A 22,857-nucleotide genomic window follows, 5' to 3' on the forward strand; every position below is an offset into this window, starting at 1 on the left:
GTTGTTATAAATCCCCTCCCCTACTCTTCTCCCTCAACTTTTTATTTCGCGTACGCATTTTCGGTTTCTCACTGAATCACATAAATAAAATCGGGCTTTGCATGTGTAACTCTTTATTCATGCGGTAAAAAAATAGCAAAAACATTAACCTAAGGCTTTAATAAGAGCAGACCCCAGGTTTTTGGCAGACAAAAGACACTGATTTAGACGAAAATAGTGAGTTATCAGATGGGGAATTACCCCTGTTGAACGTTTTATCTTCGGTCCATTTCACGATGAAAAAAATGTAGTATTTTCAATGTGAAACGGTATAAATTCGTTCTCAAATTACAGTCAGGACGTGTATGTTGAATAAAGCTATGAGCGTCGTGATCCTTGCCGCAGGCAAAGGCACGCGTATGTATTCCGATCTCCCTAAAGTGCTGCATACCCTCGCAGGAAAACCGATGGTTCAGCATGTCATTGATGCTGCTAATGAATTAGGTGCGACTCACGTACATCTGGTCTACGGGCACGGTGGTGATTTGCTCAAGCAGACGCTGAAAGATGGCAATCTGAACTGGGTTCTGCAGGCGGAACAGTTGGGTACCGGCCATGCAATGCAGCAGGCGGCGCCATTCTTTGGTGATGATGAAGACATTTTAATGCTCTATGGCGATGTGCCGCTGATCTCTACCGATACCTTACGTCGCCTGCGTGAAGCCAAACCGCAGGGCGGCATTGGCTTGCTAACGGTAAAACTTGATGACCCAACCGGTTATGGCCGAATTACCCGCGATAACGGCAATGTCACGGGTATCGTTGAGCATAAAGATGCCACCGACGAGCAGCGTCAAATCCAGGAAATAAACACTGGTATCCTGATTGCCAACGGCGCTGACATGAAGCGTTGGCTGTCTAAACTGACCAACAACAACGTGCAGGGTGAATACTACATCACCGATATCATCGCGATGGCGTATCAGGAAGGACGTGAAATTGCTGCAGTACATCCGGCACGCATTAGCGAAACTGAAGGGGTGAATAACCGTCTTCAGCTATCCCGTCTGGAACGTGTTTATCAGTCCGAGCAGGCAGAAAAACTGCTGCTGGCAGGCGTGATGCTGCGCGATCCGGCACGTTTTGATCTTCGCGGTACGCTTATTCACGGGCGCGATGTTGAAATTGATACTAACGTTATCATTGAAGGTAACGTAACCGTTGGGGATCGCGTCAAGATTGGCGCCGGTTGCATCATCAAAAACAGCGTGATTGGTGAGGGTTGCGAGCTTAGCCCATACAGTGTGGTGGAAGATGCCCATCTGGAAGCCGCTTGCACCATTGGTCCATTCGCACGTCTGCGCCCGGGTGCTGAGCTGCAGGAAGGCGCACACGTGGGTAACTTCGTCGAAATGAAAAAAGCGCGTCTGGGTAAAGGCTCCAAAGCCGGTCATTTGACCTACCTGGGCGATGCGGAAATTGGCGATAACGTGAATATCGGCGCGGGTACGATTACCTGCAACTACGATGGCGCCAATAAGTTTAAAACCATTATTGGTGATGATGTGTTTGTGGGTTCTGATACTCAGCTGGTGGCGCCTGTCACCGTGGGTAAAGGTGCAACGATCGCCGCCGGAACCACCGTAACGCGTAATGTCGCCGATAACGAACTGGTATTAAGCCGTGTACCTCAGGTCCATAAACAGGGCTGGCAGCGTCCGGTGAAGAAGAAGTAAGTGATTTTTGCCGGATGGCGGCCTACGTGCGGTGACGTTCTATAGGCCTGATAAGCGTAAGCGCCATCAGGCACACAAGAGATGAGGGGATAACATAATCCTCCGCTCAACAAGCAGTACCATAAAAATAACCCCACTCTCTACAAGGCTCGGGGCGCCCGAAATGGGCAAATACAGGTCAGCGACAACGACAGGCATAATGCCTAAATTCGGAATCAAAAAATATGTGTGGAATTGTTGGCGCTATCGCGCAGCGTGATGTAGCTGAAATCCTTCTCGAAGGTTTACGTCGTCTGGAATATCGTGGTTATGACTCTGCTGGTCTGGCCGTCGTCGATGCTGAAGGTAACATGACCCGTCTGCGTCGTCTGGGTAAAGTGCAGATGCTGACTGCTGCTGCGGAAGAACATCCGTTGCATGGTGGTACAGGTATCGCTCACACCCGCTGGGCGACACACGGTGAACCTTCAGAAGCGAACGCGCATCCCCATGTTTCTGAACACATTGTTGTGGTGCATAACGGCATCATTGAAAACCATGAACCACTGCGTGAGCTGTTGAAAACGCGTGGCTATACCTTTGTTTCTGAAACCGACACCGAAGTGATTGCTCACCTGGTGCACTGGGAACTGGAACAGGGTGGAACGCTGCGTGAAGCCGTGCTGCGTACTATTCCGCAGCTGCGCGGTGCCTACGGCACAGTGATCATGGATACCCGTAACCCGGAAACTCTGCTGGCGGCCCGTTCTGGTAGCCCGCTGGTGATTGGTCTGGGTATGGGCGAAAACTTCATCGCTTCCGATCAGCTGGCGCTGCTGCCGGTAACCCGTCGCTTCATCTTCCTGGAAGAGGGTGACATCGCGGAAGTGACTCGTCGTTCTGTCTCTATTTTCGACAAGTCTGGCGCAGAAGTGAAACGTCAGGATATCGAATCGAATCTGCAGTATGACGCGGGCGAAAAAGGTATTTATCGCCACTACATGCAGAAAGAGATCTACGAACAGCCGAACGCGATTAAAAATACGCTGACCGGGCGCATTAGCCACGGTGAAGTGGATTTAAGCGAGCTGGGGTCGCGTGCCAACGAGCTGCTGTCTCAGGTTGAGCATATCCAGATTATCGCCTGCGGTACGTCTTACAACTCCGGTATGGTGTCCCGCTACTGGTTTGAATCGCTGGCGGGTATTCCTTGTGATGTCGAAATCGCTTCCGAATTCCGCTATCGCAAATCCGCCGTGCGTCGTAACAGCCTGATGATTACCCTTTCTCAGTCTGGTGAAACGGCGGATACCCTGGCGGGCCTGCGCTTATCTAAAGAGCTGGGCTATCTGGGATCGCTGGCTATCTGTAACGTACCGGGATCTTCTCTGGTGCGTGAATCTGACCTGGCGATGATGACCAATGCCGGTACCGAAATCGGTGTGGCCTCCACGAAGGCATTTACCACTCAGTTGACCGTTCTGCTGATGCTGGTGGCGAAACTGTCCCGTCTGAAAGGCCTTGATGCGTCTATTGAGCAGGAGATCGTTCACGGTCTGCAGGCGCTGCCGAGTCGTATTGAGCAGATGTTGTCTCAGGACAAACGCATTGCCGCTCTGGCAGAAGGTTTCTCTGACAAACATCATGCGCTGTTCCTTGGCCGTGGCGATCAGTATCCAATTGCGCTGGAAGGCGCGCTGAAGCTGAAAGAGATCTCTTATATTCACGCTGAAGCTTATGCCGCAGGTGAACTGAAACACGGTCCGCTGGCCCTGATTGATGCCGATATGCCGGTTATCGTGGTTGCGCCGAACAACGAACTGTTGGAAAAACTGAAATCCAACATTGAAGAAGTTCGCGCCCGTGGCGGTCAGCTGTACGTCTTTGCTGACCAGGATGCTGGCTTTACCAGCAGCGAAAACATGCACATCATCGAGATGCCGCATGTGGAAGAGGTGATTGCACCGATCTTCTACACCGTTCCGCTGCAGCTGCTGGCGTATCATGTGGCACTGATTAAAGGCACCGACGTCGATCAGCCGCGTAACCTGGCGAAGTCAGTTACCGTAGAGTAATCCGTGCTTAACTGAACTGGAAATGCCCTGCTACAAGCGGGGCATTTTTTTAAACTTGTTCTGTTTTTAATCAATTATCCCGCCTGTTTTATGTGACAAACCGTCATCTTCAACTACTGTTTTCAGTGTCATAAAAAGAAAATTTTAACGAAATGTTATTGTCATGATATCGACTAACTTTTTGTTTTGAATGTGTTTTTAGATAAAAAACTTCCCGTATTTTTCGTTGTCATAAAACTGTCATATTTCGTACATTTAACTGTCACCTGTTTGTCCTATTTTGCTCACAGTAGCAACTCAAACAACGATTTACGAAAACCGTGCAGGAGACATTATGAAAGTTATGCGTACCACTGTCGCAACTGTTGTCGCCGCGACCTTATCCATGAGCGCGTTCTCTGCGTTTGCAGCAGCGAGCCTGACAGGTGCAGGTGCAACCTTCCCTGCGCCAGTGTATGCCAAATGGGCAGATACCTATCAGAAAGAGACCGGTAGCAAAGTAAACTACCAGGGTATCGGCTCCTCCGGTGGTGTAAAACAAATTACGGCCAATACCGTTGATTTCGGCGCTTCTGATGCACCGCTGTCTGACGAAAAACTGGCGCAAGAAGGTCTGTTCCAGTTCCCGACCGTGATCGGTGGCGTAGTGCTGGCTGTGAATATCCCGGGCCTGAAATCCGGCGAGCTGGTGCTGGACGGTAAAACGCTGGGTGACATCTACCTCGGTAAAATTAAGAAGTGGGATGATGAAGCCATCACCAAACTGAACCCGGGTCTGAAGCTGCCTTCACAGAATATCGCCGTTGTGCGTCGCGCTGACGGTTCCGGTACTTCCTTCGTTTTCACCAGCTACCTGGCAAAAGTAAACGAAGAGTGGAAATCTAAAATTGGTTCCGGCTCTACCGTGAACTGGCCGACCGGTCTGGGCGGTAAAGGTAACGACGGTATCGCTGCGTTCGTACAGCGTCTGCCGGGTTCTATCGGCTACGTTGAGTACGCTTACGCTAAGCAGAACAACCTGGCGTACACCAAGCTGGTCTCTGCTGATGGCAAACCGGTAAGCCCGACAGAAGAGAGCTTTGCTAACGCCGCAAAAGGCGCTGACTGGAGCAAAACCTTCGCTCAGGATCTGACTAACCAGAAAGGTGACGACGCGTGGCCAATCACCTCCACCACCTTCATCCTGGTCCATAAAGAGTCGAAGAAACCAGAGCAGAGCGCAGAAGTGCTGAAGTTCTTCGACTGGGCGTACAAAAATGGCGGCAAACAGGCTAACGACCTGGATTACGCCAGCCTGCCAGACAGCGTGGTTGAGCAGGTTCGTGCTGCATGGAAGACCAACGTGAAAGACAGCAGCGGTAAAGCGCTGTACTAATAGAATATCTTTAACGAGTTGGCGGATGGCGCTACGCTTATCCGCCCTACGGTTTCGACTGTAGGCCCGCTTTGTAGGCCGGATAAGCGTAGCGCCATCCGGCATGGGCAACTTCGTAAACGCGTTTAACTTAAAGAGTGATTTATGGCTGCAACCAAGCCTGCTTTTAACCCACCGGGTAAAAAGGGTGACATGATCTTCAGCGCGCTGGTAAGACTGGCTGCGCTGATTGTGCTATTGATGTTGGGTGGCATTATTGTCTCTCTGGTTATCTCCTCCTGGCCAAGCATTCAGAAATTTGGTTTCTCCTTTCTGTGGACCAAAGACTGGGATGCGCCGAACGATATCTACGGTGCTTTAGTACCGATTTACGGTACGCTGGTTACCTCACTTATTGCACTGCTGATTGCCGTTCCGGTGAGTTTCGGCATTGCGCTGTTCCTGACTGAACTTGCACCTGGCTGGCTGCGTCGCCCGCTGGGTATCGCTATTGAACTGCTGGCGGCAATTCCGAGTATCGTATACGGCATGTGGGGGCTGTTTATCTTTGCCCCGCTGTTTGCGACTTATTTCCAGGAGCCGGTCGGAAACATCCTTTCCAACATTCCGTTTGTTGGCGCACTGTTCTCCGGCCCAGCTTTTGGTATCGGTATTCTGGCGGCTGGCGTGATCCTCGCCATCATGATCATCCCGTACATTGCGGCGGTTATGCGTGATGTGTTCGAACAAACGCCGGTACTGATGAAAGAGTCGGCCTACGGCATCGGCTGTACCACCTGGGAAGTTATCTGGCGTATCGTCCTGCCGTTCACCAAAAATGGCGTGATCGGCGGCGTGATGCTGGGTCTGGGGCGTGCGCTGGGTGAAACCATGGCGGTGACCTTTATCATCGGTAACACCTACCAGCTCGACAGTGCCTCGCTGTACATGCCGGGCAACAGTATTACCTCTGCGCTGGCGAATGAATTTGCCGAAGCGGAATCTGGGCTGCACGTTGCAGCGTTGATGGAGCTGGGTCTGATTCTGTTTGTGATCACCTTCATCGTGCTGGCTGCGTCTAAGTTCATGATCATGCGCCTTGCGAAGAACGAGGGGGCACGCTAATGGCTACGCTTGAAATGCAAAACACCGCTCAGCTTGCGGAATCCCGCCGTAAAATGCAGGCGCGTCGTCGTCTGAAAAACCGCATCGCGCTGACGCTCTCTATGGCGACCATGGCGTTCGGTCTGTTCTGGCTCATTTGGATCCTGATGTCCACGATCACCCGCGGTATTGACGGTATGTCGCTGGCGCTGTTCACCGAAATGACGCCGCCGCCGAATACGGCGGGCGGTGGTTTGGCGAACGCCCTGGCCGGTAGCGGTCTGTTGATTCTGTGGGCGACCGTGTTTGGTACCCCGCTCGGTATTATGGCGGGTATCTACCTGGCGGAGTATGGGCGTAAGTCCTGGCTGGCTGAGGTCATCCGATTTATCAATGACATCCTGCTTTCTGCGCCATCTATCGTGGTCGGTCTGTTCGTTTACACCATCGTGGTAGCAAAAATGGAGCATTTCTCCGGCTGGGCGGGCGTGATCGCGCTGGCGCTGCTGCAGGTGCCTATTGTTATTCGTACCACAGAGAACATGCTCAAGCTGGTGCCAGATAGTCTGCGTGAAGCCGCCTATGCACTGGGTACGCCGAAATGGAAGATGATTTCTGCGATCACCCTGAAGGCATCTGTCTCGGGGATCATTACAGGTGTTCTGTTAGCAATTGCTCGTATCGCAGGTGAAACGGCTCCGCTGCTGTTTACGTCGCTCTCCAACCAGTTCTGGAGCACCGACATGATGCAGCCTATCGCCAACCTGCCGGTCACTATCTTTAAGTTTGCGATGAGCCCGTTTGCTGAGTGGCAGCAACTGGCCTGGGCCGGGGTACTGATTATTACCCTGTGCGTACTGCTGCTGAACATTCTGGCGCGCGTCATTTTCGCGAAGAAGAAACACGGTTAATTTTTACGGCGTGGCTGATGCGGCGCCGGATGAGGAAAAGATTGAAATGAGTATGGTTGATACTGCCCCAGGTAAAATTCAGGTTCGTGATTTGAACTTCTACTATGGCAAATTCCATGCCCTGAAGAACATCAACCTGGATATCGCGAAAAACCAGGTAACGGCGTTTATCGGGCCTTCTGGCTGTGGTAAATCGACGCTGCTGCGTACGTTCAACAAAATGTTTGAACTGTACCCGGAGCAGCGTGCGGAAGGTGAAATTCTGCTGGATGGCGACAATATTCTCACCAATACCCAGGATATCGCTCTGCTGCGTGCCAAAGTGGGCATGGTATTCCAGAAGCCCACGCCGTTCCCGATGTCCATCTACGACAACATCGCTTTTGGCGTACGTCTGTTTGAGAAACTCTCGCGTGCGGATATGGACGAACGCGTGCAGTGGGCATTGACCAAGGCCGCATTGTGGAATGAAACCAAAGATAAATTACACCAGAGCGGGTACTCTCTCTCGGGTGGTCAGCAGCAGCGACTGTGTATTGCGCGTGGCATCGCCATTCGCCCGGAAGTGCTTCTGCTTGATGAGCCATGTTCAGCGCTCGACCCTATTTCTACCGGGCGTATCGAAGAGCTGATCACTGAGCTGAAAGAGGATTACACCGTCGTTATCGTTACCCACAACATGCAGCAGGCTGCGCGTTGTTCCGATCACACGGCATTTATGTACCTGGGCGAGTTGATTGAGTTCAGTAACACGGACGATCTGTTCACCAAGCCCGCGAAGAAACAAACTGAAGATTACATCACCGGTCGTTACGGCTGATTCAGGAGCTTGTTGTGGATAACCTTAACCTTAATAAACATATTTCCGGCCAGTTCAATGCAGAGCTGGAAAGCATCCGTACCCAGGTGATGACCATGGGCGGCATGGTCGAGCAGCAGCTTTCTGATGCAATCACGGCGATGCACAACCAGGACAGCGAGCTGGCGAAGCGCGTCATTGAAGGCGATAAGAACGTCAACATGATGGAGGTGGCGATCGACGAAGCCTGCGTGCGTATCATCGCCAAGCGTCAACCGACAGCGAGCGACCTGCGTCTGGTGATGGCGATTATCAAAACCATCGCTGAGCTGGAACGTATTGGTGACGTGGCAGATAAAATTTGCCGCACCGCGCTGGAGAAGTTCTCGCAACAGCACCAGCCGCTGCTGGTAAGTCTGGAGTCGCTGGGTCGTCACACCGTGCAGATGCTGCACGACGTGTTGGATGCGTTTGCGCGTATGGATCTCGACGAAGCGGTACGTATTTATCGCGAAGATAAGAAAGTCGACCAGGAGTATGAAGGCATCGTGCGTCAGCTGATGACTTATATGATGGAAGACCCACGTACCATTCCAAGCGTGCTGACCGCGCTGTTCTGCGCACGTTCCATCGAACGTATCGGTGACCGCTGCCAGAATATCTGCGAATACATCTTCTATTTCGTGAAGGGACAAGACTTCCGTCACGTGGGCGGCGATGAGCTGGATAAGCTGCTGGCGGGCAAAGATCCTAAAGAGTGATAAAAACGTAGAAAGTAGGCCGGATAAGCGTTAGCGCCATCCGGCAATTGCCCGGTGGCGCAAGCTTACCGGGCCTACAAAAAATTACCGGGTAATATCCCAACCCCGCGCCTTCCACAATTCCGGCAACTGTGCCAGATCGGTAAAAGTCGTGACTTTGGGATGATCGATCGGTTTGTTATGCGGATCTGCGCAGAAGTAGAACACTTCCATCCCCGCCGCAATCCCCGCCTGCGCGCCTGCGCTGGAATCATCAACCAGAATGCAGTTCTCAACATTAACGTCCATTGCTTTTGCCGCATGGAACATTAGGGCCGGATCGGGCTTCCAGCGTTGGATATCGTAGCCGCTGAACAGTAAATCAGGAAAATGGTGCAACATGCCCAGCTTACCCAGCGAATGCTGCATTTTGCTGACCGGACCGTTAGACACCACGCACATTGGCACAGCCATGCTGTCCAGCAGCGTGTTCGCACCAGCAATGACTTCCAGCTCGGTATCGAACAGACGTGCGACCTCAGCGCGGTAAACCGGTTCTAAATCGGCTTTTGCCAGTTCGATACCGTGCTCTTCGTTGATAATGTCGATGATCTCGTACAGCTTTACCCCCTTGAAGCGTTTGAAAATTTCTTCAAGATCGAGCGTAATGCCAAACGCCTGGAACATGCTGACATACGCGCGAGAACAAATCACTTCACTGTCGACAAGGGTACCGTCACAGTCAAAAAATACGGCTTCTATCTGGGACATGTCATTTCCGTTTTAACAAGTTTAACGTTTTCGTAATGCATTATTGGGCGACGCAATCGTTGCCGTATAAGCAAAATCAATGAAAAAAGTTGCTCATAACCCAACCCTATTGTCGCATTTTGGTATAGGATAGCGACGAATTTTCCCTCCTTGTTCGGAAATTGATAATGAGTCAACAACACACAACCCAGGCTTCTGGCCAGGGGATGCTGGAACGCGTGTTCAAACTGCGCGAACATGGCACGACGGCACGGACCGAAGTGATCGCCGGTTTAACCACCTTCCTGACGATGGTGTATATCGTTTTTGTTAACCCGCAAATTCTTGGCGTGGCTGGCATGGATACCAGCGCCGTCTTTGTTACCACCTGCCTTATTGCTGCCTTTGGTAGCATCCTGATGGGGCTATTTGCTAACCTGCCGGTCGCACTTGCGCCTGCTATGGGCCTGAACGCATTTTTCGCTTTCGTGGTCGTCGGCGCGATGGGCCTGTCATGGCAGATCGGTATGGGTGCTATCTTCTGGGGCGCGGTAGGTCTGCTGCTGCTGACCATTTTCCGCGTACGTTACTGGATGATTGCCAATATCCCGGTGAGCCTGCGCGTGGGGATCACCAGCGGTATCGGTCTGTTCATCGGCATGATGGGGCTGAAAAACGCAGGTGTTATCGTCGCCAACAAAGACACGCTGGTGTCTATCGGTAACCTGACGTCCCACAGCGTACTGCTCGGTATTCTGGGCTTCTTTATCATCGCGATTCTGGCGTCACGTAACATTCATGCGGCGGTGCTGATTTCCATCATTGTAACCACGCTGCTGGGCTGGATGCTGGGCGATGTCCATTACAACGGTATCGTTTCTGCACCGCCGAGCGTGATGTCCGTTATCGGACATGTCGATCTGGCCGGTTCGTTTAACATTGGCCTGGCGGGTGTGATTTTCTCGTTCATGCTGGTCAACCTGTTTGACTCCTCCGGTACGCTGATTGGTGTGACGGATAAAGCCGGTCTGGCGGACGCGAAGGGCAAGTTCCCACGCATGAAGCAGGCGCTGTATGTGGATAGCGTGTCGTCGGTTACCGGGGCGTTTATCGGGACTTCTTCCGTTACCGCCTATATTGAATCCTCTTCCGGGGTGTCGGTTGGTGGCCGTACCGGCCTGACTGCAGTCGTTGTTGGCCTGTTGTTCCTGCTGGTTATCTTCCTGTCGCCGCTGGCGGGAATGGTTCCGGGCTATGCAGCTGCAGGTGCGCTGATTTACGTTGGCGTCCTGATGACATCAAGCCTGTCTCGCGTGAAGTGGGATGATCTGACTGAAGCGGTTCCGGCGTTTATTACCGCCGTGATGATGCCGTTTAGCTTCTCAATTACCGAAGGTATTGCGCTGGGCTTTATCTCTTACTGCGTGATGAAAATCGGTACTGGACGTTTCCGCGATCTCAGCCCGTGCGTCATCGTTGTCGCGCTGCTGTTTGTACTGAAGATTGTGTTTATCGACGCGCACTAAAATATCGGTCTGGACAACTGCCCGCCAGGCATCGTTGCTGGCGGGCGTTTTCTTTTAGGCTTTCACGCGTTGGATGTAGTCGCCAAATGCGGTCAACTGGCCGGTCAGATGGTCCAGCGTGCTTTGGTCAATCACTTCACCCGTCTGCGGATCCACCTTGTTTTGAATGACCCCGCCCATAAATTCCGGCTTGTTCATTACCATGGCGTCGAGGAACACCAGGATTTGACGCAGATGGTACTGGCAGCGCGCGCCGCCAATGGCACCCATGGAGCTGGTCTGGATCAGCACCGGTTTGCCGGATAATGGCTGATCGGGCAGGCGAGACAGCCAGTCGATGGCGTTCTTCAGTCCGCCCGGAACAGAATAGTTATATTCAGGTGTGACGATGACGACACCGTCAGCCTTTCTGATTTGCTCAGCCAGTGCTTCTACGCTGGCCGGAAAACCTTCTTCCTGCTGGAGATCGGCATCGTACAGTGGGATATCACCAATCGACGGTAACGCGCTCACTTCCATTCCTGCGGGAGCAATCTTGGGCAGTGTACGGGCAACCATTCCATTAAACGAACCTTTGCGCAGACTTCCCAGTAACGTAACAACATTCAATGTTTCAGACATGGTGACTCCTGTTTCATCATGAAGGTTAAATCAAAGCGTATGGCTTTTCGCTGCGCATAATTGAGAGAACCGGATCAGACGACCCGTTGGCTCATTGGCGCGAGTCTGGATATCAGGCAAACTTTTCCAGTCCTGTTTACTATCAAACTCCCAAACCTTGAGTTTTTCAATGGTTGGCGTAACCGCAACTGACCACACCAGTACATCTTCCGCATCGCAAATGGCTTCAACCTGCGCCACATGGGCACATTTCAGTCGTCCTGCGCCGGGTAAAAGCTGGAGCTCGCGCGGATCGTCATTGCATACATCGCCAGTGAGTTTGAGTACGCTCTGGCGCAATGTAATGAGCTGCGCACGCGCTTCATTGGGGTCGTTTTGATTATTGATCCACAGGTTTTCGTTACTGGAGAAGCGCCACGTTTCCGCTGAATTTGGATTGTTAAACCCGCGGGTTGCCCGCTGAAGTTCCATATCCAGGCCGCAAGTTCCTTCAGTCGTTAGCACAACGCCGACGATATTTCCGGCATAAGAGATCGAAAATCCCGGTAGATTCTTATCGCGAAAAACGGGCTTACCTTTCGCCTCAGTAACAATCTCAGGTAACGTGCTGGTGCCGTAAAGCATGAACATCAGTTCGGCGAGAAGACTTCGGGAGGCCAGGAAGCGTGTTCGGCGGTGGGCGGGTAGATCTCTTGCTTCAATGTGACATGGAGTAGGGAGACGAACTGAAACCAGGTGTCCCTCCGTAAGAATCCCTCTGGCAAAATGTGTCGCCATTTTTCGCTCCGTGATTAATGGTCCGTGATTATCACCAGAGTAACATTTACACGGCTTCCGGGCAGGCTTTGCTGCCCAAAAAATAAGCGGAAATGGGATACATTACGCGATATTTACATTTCTGTTGCCAGAATGGTCGATTTAGAAACACCAAAATGACGGATCGTCAGGATATATCGCGATAAAGCGCCTTGATCGTGTCTTTTAGCCAGACGATCTTAGGATTGTGGCTGTTGCGTTTATGCCAAAGAAGAGTAAACGGTACGCGCATTTTTTCCAGTTGCGCCGTATCAAATGGCATCGGCCGCGCAACGAGTGGAAGCTGATGGAGTTGGTTATAACGCTGGCAATAAACCGGTGCGGTGGCAATCAGCGCGTGATCTGGCTGCGCTGCCATAAACAGCGATTGCTCAAAACCAGGCAGACATAACGCGATATTGCGTGCGCGCCCCATTTCTTGCAGGACTTCATCCAGCGCCCATGTATCGCTTTGCTCCCAGCTAATGCTGATGTGCGGATAGCGCAGAAAGGTGTCCAGATTCCACTCTTCCTGCAGTGCGGGATGATCTTCACGTAGCCAGACGCAGGGCAGATCGGAAAACAGCACTTCATGGTCGATCGACAATGGCAACAAACTCAGCAGTTCTCGCGAACGCGGATGACTTTCGCGTCCGGTAAAGCCAATATCCACTTCACCGCGAATAATGGCATCCAGCGAATCATAGTCCCAGTTGCGTATTTTGATCGTCGCCTGAGGATAGCGCTGGTAAATCTGCCGGGAGAGCGCGTTGAACATGATCATCACCAGCGGCGTTTCGGCCACCAGATCAAACTTCAGCCCGCGCGGCGATTCATGGTGCGGCTTATCGAGCAGCTGATTGCCCATCTGCATCCATTCAGCCAGGCTCTGCTCCATGCTGACCATCAGCGGCGTCGGCGATAGCCCCAGCGGGGTGTTCACAAACAAGGGATCGTCAAACCAGGCCCGCAGCTTCGACAGCGACTTACTGACCGCCGACGGTGTGACGTTCATCCGTTTAGCGGTTTTAGTGACGCTGCGTTCCTGCATCAACAGCTGCAGACAGAGCAATAAATTAAGATCGAGACTGCTGAGGGATTTCTTCATGAGTTGGCGCGGACCGGTTAGGTGCAACAGTGATAATCAGCATGATACTCACTATGCTACAGCCAATCAGAATCCCGATCAGCATATTCAGCGCATCAAGGCCAAGAACAGCCGCCAGCCAAATCCACAGCGAGGAACCGCAAACCTGTGCAATACCTAATGCCGAGCTGGCGACGCCCGCGCGCAGCGAGAACGGTCCCAGCGCCTGGCTCATCGCAACACCGAAACCGACCGAGAATCCGGCGCAGATTAAGGTTAACCCGAACAACGTTACTGCGTGTGAAGTAGCAAGGGTTAACACCACGCCAGCACACAGAAAGAGCACCTGCGAGGTCAGCATCATAACGCGAGGCTTAAACACGCTCAGAGCAAATGGCGTAGAGAAAGAGACCGCCATACTGATGCCAGCGGTCATGGCCATGGTAGTGGCGTACTCGCCGCGGTCGAAGCCCATCACTTCCATCAGCAGCACCGGAGACGTATTCACAAAGGTCAGGATCACCGACACGCTGAGGGTGGTAATGGCCAGACGGCTTAAGAAAAAGCGGTTTACCAGTGATTCGGTTGTGTGGTTCTTTTCCATCGTCGCCATAAGCGTTGGTGGGCGCGATTCTCGCAGGACAAACACCGACAGCAGGCAAACAGCCACACCCATTCCCATCATCGTGTAGAACAGGCTCTGCCACGGGTATTTGAGCATGATCAGATGCCCCATCACCGGAGCCAGCACCGGCACGATACAGGTAATACCGTTCAACAACGACAGTACCTTCGCCCGGCGACGATCGTCGAGCGTATCGCGCAGAATAGCGAAAGCCACCACATAACAGCAGCCGGCGCCCACACCCTGAATAAAGCGGCCTACCAGGAACGGCGTACCGCTCTCGGCAAATGAACACAGCGCAGAGGCGAAAATAAAGATGAGTGCACCGACAATGGCGACTGGTTTACGTCCTGACTGGTCGGCAACTTTTCCGGCGAAAAGCATCGCCGTCGCCATTCCCGCCAGATAAACCGAAAACGCGATATGCAGTTGCGCCTCGCTGGCCTGTAGATCGGCCGCAATACGGGGCAGCCCCACCAGATACATATCAATACCGGCAGGATAAAGAAGAACCAGGGCGAAACTGCAGATTAGAAAGCGTGTCATAGCGACCTCATGAGAAATGTGGCGCTAAGCATACGGTCAGAGAGTCAACTGCACGAGTTGCCATTTGGACAACAGTGATTTCCGCATGGGAAATTGTTGTTGCCGGATGGCGGTGTAAACGCCTTATCCGGCCTACAGGGCCTGTAGGCCCGGCAAGCATCGCGCCACCGGGCAATACAACGTTACTTACCAATACAGAAGCTGGAGAAAATTCGTCCCAGCAGATCGTCGGAGGTAAATTCCCCGGTGATCTCACTGAGGTTCTGCTGCGCCAGACGTAGCTCCTCTGCCAGCAATTCTCCGGCCCATGCGCCGAGCAGTTGGGCTTTACCCTGTTCAAGATGCTCCGCCGCTTCTGCCAGTGCCTGCAGGTGACGACGACGCGCCAGGAAGCCACCTTCCATATTGGTTTCAAAGCCCATGCTCTGTTTGAGATGGTTACGCAGTACGTCAACACCTTCACCGGTACGTGCGGAGAGACGAACCAGTGAGTGGCCATTTACTTTGCTAAGGCCCAGCGTCTCACCGGTAATATCCGCTTTGTTACGCACCACGGTAATCGGCAGTTTGGCTGGCAGACGGGCAATAAAGTCTGGCCAGATGTCAGCCGGGTCCACGGCGTCGGTGGTGGTGCCATCCACCATAAACAGCACACGGTCGGCTTGTTCGATTTCCTGCCAGGCACGTTCGATACCAATGCGTTCAACTTCATCGCTGGCATCGCGCAAACCGGCAGTATCGATGATGTGCAGCGGCATACCGTCGATATGAATATGCTCACGCAGTACGTCGCGAGTCGTCCCCGCAATGTCGGTCACAATAGCCGCCTCACGGCCTGCCAGCGCGTTCAGCAGGCTCGATTTCCCGGCGTTAGGGCGACCGGCAATGACTACCTTCATCCCTTCGCGCAGCAGGCTGCCCTGACGCGCTTCCGCACGCACGGCATCAAGATCGCTGATAACGCTATTGAGCTGCGCTTCAATCTTGCCGTCAGACAGGAAGTCGATTTCTTCATCCGGGAAGTCGATCGCCGCTTCCACATAGATGCGTAGGTGAGTGAGCGCTTCCACAAGATGATTTACCCGTGCGGAAAATGCACCCTGCAACGAGTTCAGCGCCGAGCGAGCGGCTTGCTCCGAGCTGGCATCGATCAGGTCGGCAATCGCCTCTGCCTGGGCTAAATCGAGCTTATCATTGAGAAACGCGCGCTCGGAGAATTCACCCGGTCTGGCAATGCGCAGCCCGGGAATGGTCAGAATACGTTTGAGCAGCAGGTCAAGAATCACCGGACCTCCGTGACCCTGAAGCTCTAAAACGTCTTCGCCGGTAAAGGAGTTCGGGCCGGGGAACCACAGGGCAATCCCCTGATCCAGCGTGCTGCCATCCGCGTCTTTAAACGGCAGATAATCGGCATAACGCGGTTTGGGTAGTTTCCCCAGTACGGTTTCTGCGACCTCACGTGCCTTCAGGCCGGAGATACGCAGGATACCCACGCCACCACGTCCCGGTGGGGTGGCCTGAGCGACGATGGTGTCGTTATGGCTCATGGTTTGTCTCTTCTTAATGCAATAAAAAAGGCGGTCTAATGACCGCCCTTTACTTTATGTTCCGTTTGCCGGATGGCGGCTTCGCCTAATCCGGCCTACACCGAATCAGGAGTTTTTCTTCTCGCGGCTATGCAGGCCACGCTTCTCCAGACCACGGTAAATCAGCTGCTGCTGAATAATGGTTACCAGGTTGCTGACGATATAGTACAGCACCAGACCTGACGGGAACCACAGGAAGAACACGGTGAAGATGACCGGCATAAAGGTCATGATCTTCTGCTGCATCGGGTCGGTTACGGTGGTCGGAGACATCTTCTGAATGAAGAACATCGTCACGCCCATCAGAATTGGCAGAATGTAGTACGGGTCCTGTGCAGACAGGTCATGGATCCACAGAGCGAACGGTGCATGACGCAGTTCAATGGAGCCCATCAGCATGTAGTACAACGCCAGGAAGATTGGCATCTGGATGATCAGCGGGAAGCAGCCGCCCAGCGGGTTAACCTTCTCAGCTTTGTACAGGGCCATCATTTCCTGGCTCTGACGCTGTTTGTCATCGCCCAGACGCTCACGCATTGCCTGAATCTTCGGCTGCAGCATACGCATCTTCGCCATGGAGGTGTACTGCGCTTTGGTCAGCGGGTACATGATGCCACGAACGATAAAGGTGATAACGATGATGGAGAAGCCCCAGTTACCCAGGAAGCTATGGATCCACTTCAGCAGTTTAAACAGCGGCTGAGAAATGAACCACAACCAGCCGTAATCCACGGTCAGATCCAGGTGCGGTGCAACGGCCGCCATTTTATCCTGAATTTCCGGGCCGACCCACAGGGTACTGGTCATCGCGCCAGTCTGGCCAGGCTGTACCAGTACCGGCTGTGACTTATAGCCGATAGCGGCAATGCCGTTACCCAGGTTAGCGGTATAGAAGTTGTTGGTGCCGTCGTTACGCGGAACCCATGCCGTTGCGAAATACTGTTGCAGCATTGCGACCCAGCCGTCTTTAGCATTGACGTTCAGGTTTTCGTTTTCAGCAATGGTGTCGAATTTGTATTTCTCATACTTCTCATCCGGCGTGGAGTACGCCGCGCCGCGGAAGGTGTGCAGCGCAAAGTTACTGCTACCTGTGTCGCGATGAGATGGCAGATTGATGGATTGCTTCAGCTGACCAAAGGTGGAGACTTCCAGCGGTTTTTCGCCGGCGTTCTGCACGCTGTAGTTAACGTTGACAGCATATTCACCACGCTTGAGTACAAACGTTTTAGTGAATGTGTTACCCGCTGCGTCAGTATAGGTCATCGGGATCTGCAGTTCGTTCTGACCGTCAGCCAGTACAAACGCGTCTTTTTCGACGTTGTACAGCGGACGCGGGCCGTTAGCCGGGTTATCCGGGCCGTCACGACCTGTCAGGCCACTCTGTGCCTGATAGATGAACTGTGGCGTGGTTTCCAGTAACTGGAACGGTTCGGTAGAACCGAGTTCTTTCGGGTAAGCTGGCAGTGAAGCCTGTTCCACATCACCACCACGGGTGTTGATGGTCAGATCAAGCACGTCAGTTTTAACCGTAATCAGTTTCCCCTGGCCACTGGCCGGTACGCCCTGGTCTGCGGCGCTACCCGCTGCGGTGGTCGTTGTCTGCGTGGTCTGTTGGGCCTGAGGTTGCGGGTTTTTATCCTGCTCCCAGGCTTGCCAGATCATGAAAGACACGAACAGCAAAGCGATGACTAAAAGATTGCGTTGCGAATCCATCGTTAGTGTTCTCTGGTATCAAATGGTCCGGGCGGGACGGGATCGTCACCACCAGGGTGTAAAGGGTGGCATTTTAATACGCGTTTCACCGTCAACCAACTGCCTTTTATCACTCCAAACCTGCGCAATGCCTCAATTCCGTAGCTCGAACAGGTTGGAGTGAAACGGCAATGCGGCCCAAGCAGCGGACTGATCAGGCGTTGATAGACCCGAATAAGGGCTATCAGGACCCGCGAGCCAGGCGACAATGGCGACGCCATAATTTTTCCAACGCTTCCGAGAGAGCACGGTTATCGAGGTCAGCAACCCCTTTTTTCGCCACCACCACGAAATCCATTGCTGGAAGGTCGTGCTGACGTAAACGGAAGCTTTCACGCGTCAGACGTTTAATCCGATTGCGTTCATGCGCACGTTTAACATTTTTCTTGGCGACTGTAAGACCGATACGGGGATGCCCCAGCGAATTCAGGCGGCCGAGGATGGTGATTTGCGGCGTGCCAGCCCGTTGTGGCTGCTGGAAGACGAATGTGAAATGAGTGGGAGTTAACAAACGTAACTCCCTGGGAAATGCGAGCTTAACCACTCAGGGGCTAGCTTTTATTACTTAGAAACGGTCAGACGAGAACGGCCTTTAGCACGACGACGTGCCAGAACCTGACGACCATTTTTATTAGCCATACGAGCACGGAAGCCGTGAGAACGGTTGCGCTTCAGTACAGACGGTTGAAAAGTGCGTTTCATGGCGATTTCTACCTAAACTTGAATAAATTCACTGACTTTTGCGTATACCCGAACGAATTTCGAACGACTTACGCCACAGTGTGGGTGATTAAAGAGGCCGGATTGTAATAATTGTACACTCCGGAGTCAATTCTCTTTCCTTATTTCCCGCTTTTTTCCGCATGGTTTCGCGTAAAAAACAGGCAGCGTTGACGCCGTAAGGCGACCGTTACTCGCTGGGGGTAAGAATTATACGGGCTGGTGGATAAAGCGCAAGGATCGCTCGGGATCTTTATTAGATCGTTTAAGCAGTAAAGCATCTTTACTCATTAATTTTTTCAATATGCGCGCTAAAACCTGCAGCACTTCTCCAGGATCGTTTACACTTAGCCGATTCTGGATCATCCTGTGGATAAATCGGGAAGAATCTGTGAGAAACAGAAGATCTCTTTCTCAGTTTACGCTATGATCCGCGGTCCTGATCGTTTCAATGGATCCTGATCGGGTAAAAATTGCAGATAGCAATTCGCACGTCACCCTTTGCATAGGGTCTTGTCGGTGTGCGTCAACAATCATGAATGTTTCAGCCTTTGTCATTTATCGACTTTTGTTCGAGTGGAGTCCGCCGTGTCACTTTCGCTTTGGCAGCAGTGTCTTGCCCGATTGCAGGATGAGTTACCAGCCACAGAGTTCAGTATGTGGATACGCCCGTTGCAGGCGGAACTGAGCGATAACACGCTGGCTTTGTACGCGCCAAACCGTTTCGTGCTCGATTGGGTAAGGGATAAATACCTTAATAATATTAATGGATTACTCAATAATTTCTGTGGAGCGGATGCCCCACAGCTGCGCTTTGAAGTCGGTACTAAACCCGTCACGCAAACGCTGAAAACGCCGGTCAACAACGTTGTTGCGCCCGCCCACGTGACTCAGCAAGTGCAACCACAACGTGCTGCTCCGGCGGCGCGTCCAGGCTGGGATAACGTCCCGGCTCCGGCAGAACCTACCTATCGTTCTAACGTCAACGTCAAACACACGTTTGATAACTTCGTTGAAGGTAAATCTAACCAACTGGCGCGCGCGGCGGCACGTCAGGTGGCGGACAATCCTGGCGGCGCCTACAATCCGTTATTCCTTTATGGTGGTACGGGTCTGGGTAAAACCCACCTGCTGCACGCTGTCGGTAACGGCATTATGGCGCGTAAGCCAAACGCGAAAGTGGTGTATATGCACTCCGAGCGTTTTGTGCAGGACATGGTCAAAGCCCTGCAAAACAACGCGATCGAAGAGTTTAAACGTTACTACCGTTCCGTTGACGCGCTGCTGATTGACGATATCCAATTCTTCGCGAATAAAGAGCGATCGCAGGAAGAGTTTTTCCACACCTTTAACGCCCTGCTGGAAGGCAATCAGCAGATCATCCTGACCTCGGATCGCTATCCGAAGGAGATCAACGGCGTTGAAGATCGTCTGAAATCCCGTTTTGGCTGGGGACTGACTGTCGCGATCGAACCGCCTGAACTGGAAACGCGTGTTGCGATCCTGATGAAAAAAGCCGACGAAAACGACATTCGTCTGCCGGGTGAAGTAGCGTTCTTTATTGCCAAGCGTCTACGCTCTAACGTACGTGAGCTGGAAGGCGCACTGAACCGCGTGATCGCTAACGCCAATTTTACCGGCCGGGCGATTACTATCGATTTCGTGCGTGAAGCGCTGCGCGATCTGCTGGCTTTGCAGGAAAAGCTGGTCACCATCGACAATATCCAGAAGACGGTGGCGGAGTATTACAAAATCAAAATTGCGGATCTGCTTTCTAAGCGTCGATCTCGCTCGGTAGCTCGTCCGCGCCAGATGGCGATGGCGCTGGCAAAAGAGCTCACTAACCACAGTCTGCCGGAAATTGGCGACGCGTTTGGTGGGCGTGACCATACTACCGTGCTTCATGCCTGCCGCAAGATTGAGCAGTTGCGTGAAGAAAGCCATGATATTAAAGAAGATTTCTCCAATTTAATCAGAACATTATCTTCGTGACGCTATGAAATTTACCGTTGAACGTGAACATTTATTAAAACCGCTTCAGCAGGTCAGCGGCCCGCTGGGTGGACGTCCTACACTGCCGATCCTCGGAAACCTGCTGCTGCAGGTTGCTGACGGCACCCTTTCGCTTACCGGTACCGATCTCGAAATGGAGATGGTGGCGCGCGTGGCGCTGATCCAGCCTCATGAACCTGGTGCGACCACCGTACCGGCGCGTAAATTCTTCGATATTTGCCGTGGATTACCAGAAGGGGCGGAAATTGCCGTTCAACTGGAAGGCGACCGTATGCTGGTGCGTTCTGGCCGTAGCCGTTTCTCGCTGTCTACGCTGCCTGCCGCCGACTTCCCGAATCTGGACGACTGGCAGAGCGAAGTCGAATTCACCCTGCCACAGGCGACAATGAAGCGCCTGATTGAAGCCACGCAGTTTTCGATGGCGCATCAGGACGTGCGTTACTACTTAAACGGCATGCTGTTTGAAACCGAAGGGGAAGAGTTGCGTACCGTGGCGACCGACGGTCACCGCCTGGCGGTCTGTTCAATGCCTGTCGGTCAGCCGTTGCCTAGCCATTCGGTGATCGTACCGCGTAAAGGTGTGATTGAACTGATGCGTATGCTCGATGGCGGCGATAACCCGCTGCGCGTGCAGATTGGCAGCAACAATATTCGTGCGCACGTTGGTGACTTCATCTTTACTTCCAAGCTGGTTGACGGTCGTTTCCCGGATTATCGCCGCGTATTGCCGAAGAATCCGGACAAACATCTGGAAGCCGGTTGCGATATCCTCAAACAGGCGTTTGCGCGTGCGGCGATTCTCTCCAACGAGAAATTCCGTGGCGTGCGTCTGTATGTCAGCGAAAACCAGCTCAAAATCACTGCCAACAACCCGGAGCAGGAAGAAGCAGAAGAAATTCTGGATGTTTCCTATCCTGGTACTGAACTGGAAATCGGCTTTAACGTTAGCTACGTACTGGACGTTCTGAACGCGCTGAAGTGCGAAAACGTGCGTATTCTGCTGACCGATTCCGTCTCCAGTGTACAAATTGAAGATGCAGCCAGCCAGAGCGCGGCTTACGTTGTTATGCCAATGAGACTGTAATGTCGCTGACCCGCCTGTTGATCCGCGATTTTCGCAATATCGAAAATGCGGATCTCGCTTTATCTCCCGGCTTTAACTTTCTGGTAGGCGCTAACGGCAGCGGCAAAACCAGCGTGCTGGAAGCTATCTATACGCTCGGCCATGGTCGGGCGTTTCGCAGTTTGCAGATTGGCCGCGTGATTCGCCACGAGCAGGAGTCGTTTGTTTTACACGGGCGTTTGCAGGGTGAAGAACGTGAGACGTCGATTGGCCTGACGAAAGACAAACTGGGTGACAGCAAAGTGCGCATTGACGGCACTGACGGGCACAAGGTCGCGGAACTGGCGCACCTGATGCCGATGCAGTTGATCACGCCTGAGGGGTTTACTTTACTCAATGGCGGCCCCAAATACAGAAGAGCATTCCTTGACTGGGGATGCTTTCACAATGAAGCCGGATTTTTCACCGCCTGGAGTAACCTGAAGCGACTGCTCAAGCAGCGCAATGCAGCGCTGCGCCAGGTGAGTCGTTATGAGCAACTGCGCCCGTGGGATAAAGAACTGATCCCACTGGCGGAACAAATCAGCACCTGGCGCGCGGAGTACAGCGCCGGTATCGCGCAGGATATGGCGGATACCTGCCAGCAGTTTCTTCCCGAGTTTTCTCTCTCCTTCTCTTTCCAGCGCGGCTGGGAGAAAGAGACAGATTACGCCGAAGTGCTGGAACGTAGTTTTGAACGCGATCGCATGTTGACCTACACCGCGCACGGTCCGCATAAGGCGGATTTCCGCATTCGCGCCGACGGTGCGCCGGTGGAAGATACGTTGTCGCGTGGGCAGCTCAAGCTGCTGATGTGCGCCTTACGTCTGGCGCAAGGGGAGTTCCTGACCCGCGAAAGCGGACGGCGCTGCCTGTACCTGATAGATGATTTTGCCTCTGAACTGGATGATGCGCGTCGCGGGCTGCTGGCCAGCCGCTTAAAAGCCACGCAATCTCAGGTCTTTGTCAGCGCAATTAGCGCTGAACACGTTATAGACATGTCCGATGAAAATTCGAAGATGTTTACCGTGGAAAAGGGTAAAATAACGGATTAACC

The 22,857-nt window shown here is 52.8% G+C and carries 21 protein-coding genes; 11 read left to right on the forward strand and 10 right to left on the reverse strand.

Translation table 11 applies throughout. The annotated features are described in order from the left end of the window. Nucleotides 1-344: 344 nt before the first annotated feature. The 7 genes from glmU to phoU all read left to right on the forward strand — a co-directional run bounded on the left by glmU (nucleotide 345) and on the right by phoU (nucleotide 8,698). Entirely contained in the window at nucleotides 345-1,715 is a 1,371-nt protein-coding gene (gene glmU, locus GFB57_RS04470; RefSeq protein ID WP_003023811.1) for a bifunctional UDP-N-acetylglucosamine diphosphorylase/glucosamine-1-phosphate N-acetyltransferase GlmU, read from the forward strand. A gap of 224 nt (nucleotides 1,716-1,939) precedes the next feature. Continuing rightward, entirely contained in the window at nucleotides 1,940-3,769 is a 1,830-nt protein-coding gene (gene glmS, locus GFB57_RS04475; RefSeq protein ID WP_003023813.1) for a glutamine--fructose-6-phosphate transaminase (isomerizing), read from the forward strand. Nucleotides 3,770-4,103: 334 nt separating this feature from the next. Next, nucleotides 4,104-5,144 (forward strand): phosphate ABC transporter substrate-binding protein PstS, encoded by a 1,041-nt coding sequence (gene pstS, locus GFB57_RS04480; RefSeq protein WP_003023814.1) that lies wholly within the window; start codon nucleotides 4,104-4,106, stop codon nucleotides 5,142-5,144. A gap of 144 nt (nucleotides 5,145-5,288) precedes the next feature. Beyond that, entirely contained in the window at nucleotides 5,289-6,248 is a 960-nt protein-coding gene (gene pstC / locus GFB57_RS04485) for a phosphate ABC transporter permease PstC (RefSeq protein ID WP_003023817.1), read from the forward strand. Continuing rightward, nucleotides 6,248-7,138 carry a phosphate ABC transporter permease PstA gene (gene pstA, locus GFB57_RS04490; protein WP_003023819.1) on the forward strand — a complete coding sequence of 297 codons (891 nt, stop codon included), beginning with the start codon at nucleotides 6,248-6,250 and terminating at the stop codon, nucleotides 7,136-7,138. The genes pstC and pstA overlap by 1 nt, the downstream gene beginning before the upstream one ends. Before the next feature lie 46 nt (nucleotides 7,139-7,184). After that, entirely contained in the window at nucleotides 7,185-7,958 is a 774-nt protein-coding gene (pstB, locus tag GFB57_RS04495; protein WP_003023821.1) for a phosphate ABC transporter ATP-binding protein PstB, read from the forward strand. 14 nt (nucleotides 7,959-7,972) lie between these two features. Then, the gene (phoU, locus tag GFB57_RS04500) at nucleotides 7,973-8,698 is read left to right on the forward strand and encodes a phosphate signaling complex protein PhoU (RefSeq protein ID WP_003023824.1); all 726 of its coding nucleotides are present in this window, start codon (nucleotides 7,973-7,975) and stop codon (nucleotides 8,696-8,698) included. Nucleotides 8,699-8,782: 84 nt separating this feature from the next. Here phoU and yieH read toward each other — a convergent pair whose 3' ends face one another. Further along, nucleotides 8,783-9,448 (reverse strand): 6-phosphogluconate phosphatase, encoded by a 666-nt coding sequence (gene yieH, locus GFB57_RS04505; RefSeq protein WP_003023827.1) that lies wholly within the window; start codon nucleotides 9,446-9,448, stop codon nucleotides 8,783-8,785. Nucleotides 9,449-9,615: 167 nt separating this feature from the next. Here yieH and adeP point away from each other — a divergent pair, with 167 nt between their 5' ends. Beyond that, nucleotides 9,616-10,953, forward strand: coding sequence for an adenine permease AdeP (adeP, locus tag GFB57_RS04510; RefSeq protein WP_003023830.1), 1,338 nt, complete (start codon nucleotides 9,616-9,618; stop codon nucleotides 10,951-10,953). A 54-nt stretch (nucleotides 10,954-11,007) separates the two neighbouring features. Here the strand turns inward: adeP and GFB57_RS04515 are convergent, their stop codons facing one another. From GFB57_RS04515 to rpmH, 9 genes are all read right to left on the reverse strand, one after another. Continuing rightward, nucleotides 11,008-11,574, reverse strand: a complete 567-nt coding sequence (locus GFB57_RS04515; RefSeq protein WP_003023832.1) for an NADPH-dependent FMN reductase — start codon at nucleotides 11,572-11,574, stop codon at nucleotides 11,008-11,010. A gap of 30 nt (nucleotides 11,575-11,604) precedes the next feature. Next, on the reverse strand, nucleotides 11,605-12,351 hold the full coding sequence (locus tag GFB57_RS04520) for a 4'-phosphopantetheinyl transferase superfamily protein (RefSeq protein ID WP_003023834.1): 747 nt from the start codon (nucleotides 12,349-12,351) through the stop codon (nucleotides 11,605-11,607). A 166-nt stretch (nucleotides 12,352-12,517) separates the two neighbouring features. Continuing rightward, nucleotides 12,518-13,477 carry an HTH-type transcriptional regulator YidZ gene (yidZ, locus tag GFB57_RS04525; protein ID WP_003023837.1) on the reverse strand — a complete coding sequence of 320 codons (960 nt, stop codon included), beginning with the start codon at nucleotides 13,475-13,477 and terminating at the stop codon, nucleotides 12,518-12,520. Then, nucleotides 13,446-14,627: an MFS transporter gene (locus GFB57_RS04530; protein ID WP_003023840.1), complete on the reverse strand. Its 1,182-nt coding sequence runs from the start codon at nucleotides 14,625-14,627 to the stop codon at nucleotides 13,446-13,448. The genes yidZ and GFB57_RS04530 overlap by 32 nt, the downstream gene beginning before the upstream one ends. Before the next feature lie 182 nt (nucleotides 14,628-14,809). Beyond that, nucleotides 14,810-16,174, reverse strand: a complete 1,365-nt coding sequence (gene mnmE, locus GFB57_RS04535; RefSeq protein WP_003023842.1) for a tRNA uridine-5-carboxymethylaminomethyl(34) synthesis GTPase MnmE — start codon at nucleotides 16,172-16,174, stop codon at nucleotides 14,810-14,812. Between the two features lie 105 nt (nucleotides 16,175-16,279). Next, nucleotides 16,280-17,926, reverse strand: a complete 1,647-nt coding sequence (yidC, locus tag GFB57_RS04540) for a membrane protein insertase YidC (protein WP_003023844.1) — start codon at nucleotides 17,924-17,926, stop codon at nucleotides 16,280-16,282. A 2-nt stretch (nucleotides 17,927-17,928) separates the two neighbouring features. Further along, nucleotides 17,929-18,186 (reverse strand): membrane protein insertion efficiency factor YidD, encoded by a 258-nt coding sequence (gene yidD / locus GFB57_RS04545; protein WP_003023846.1) that lies wholly within the window; start codon nucleotides 18,184-18,186, stop codon nucleotides 17,929-17,931. Then, nucleotides 18,150-18,509: a ribonuclease P protein component gene (gene rnpA / locus GFB57_RS04550; RefSeq protein WP_003023848.1), complete on the reverse strand. Its 360-nt coding sequence runs from the start codon at nucleotides 18,507-18,509 to the stop codon at nucleotides 18,150-18,152. Before rnpA ends, yidD begins: the two co-directional genes overlap by 37 nt. A 17-nt stretch (nucleotides 18,510-18,526) precedes the next feature. Beyond that, nucleotides 18,527-18,667 carry a 50S ribosomal protein L34 gene (gene rpmH, locus GFB57_RS04555; RefSeq protein ID WP_003023858.1) on the reverse strand — a complete coding sequence of 47 codons (141 nt, stop codon included), beginning with the start codon at nucleotides 18,665-18,667 and terminating at the stop codon, nucleotides 18,527-18,529. 606 nt (nucleotides 18,668-19,273) lie between these two features. Between rpmH and dnaA the strand changes: the two genes are divergently transcribed. Genes dnaA through recF form a run of 3 tightly spaced genes read left to right on the forward strand, consistent with a single transcriptional unit; the run spans nucleotide 19,274 to nucleotide 22,855 of the window. Continuing rightward, nucleotides 19,274-20,677 carry a chromosomal replication initiator protein DnaA gene (gene dnaA, locus GFB57_RS04560; RefSeq protein WP_003023861.1) on the forward strand — a complete coding sequence of 468 codons (1,404 nt, stop codon included), beginning with the start codon at nucleotides 19,274-19,276 and terminating at the stop codon, nucleotides 20,675-20,677. 4 nt (nucleotides 20,678-20,681) lie between these two features. After that, nucleotides 20,682-21,782 (forward strand): DNA polymerase III subunit beta, encoded by a 1,101-nt coding sequence (gene dnaN, locus GFB57_RS04565; protein WP_003023863.1) that lies wholly within the window; start codon nucleotides 20,682-20,684, stop codon nucleotides 21,780-21,782. Continuing rightward, nucleotides 21,782-22,855 carry a DNA replication/repair protein RecF gene (gene recF / locus GFB57_RS04570; RefSeq protein WP_003023865.1) on the forward strand — a complete coding sequence of 358 codons (1,074 nt, stop codon included), beginning with the start codon at nucleotides 21,782-21,784 and terminating at the stop codon, nucleotides 22,853-22,855. The genes dnaN and recF overlap by 1 nt, the downstream gene beginning before the upstream one ends. Nucleotides 22,856-22,857: the final 2 nt, after the last annotated feature.

The sequence above is a fragment of the Citrobacter sp. S39 genome, assembly GCF_009495675.1.
In the GTDB taxonomy this organism is placed as follows: Bacteria; Pseudomonadota; Gammaproteobacteria; order Enterobacterales; family Enterobacteriaceae; genus Citrobacter; species Citrobacter freundii.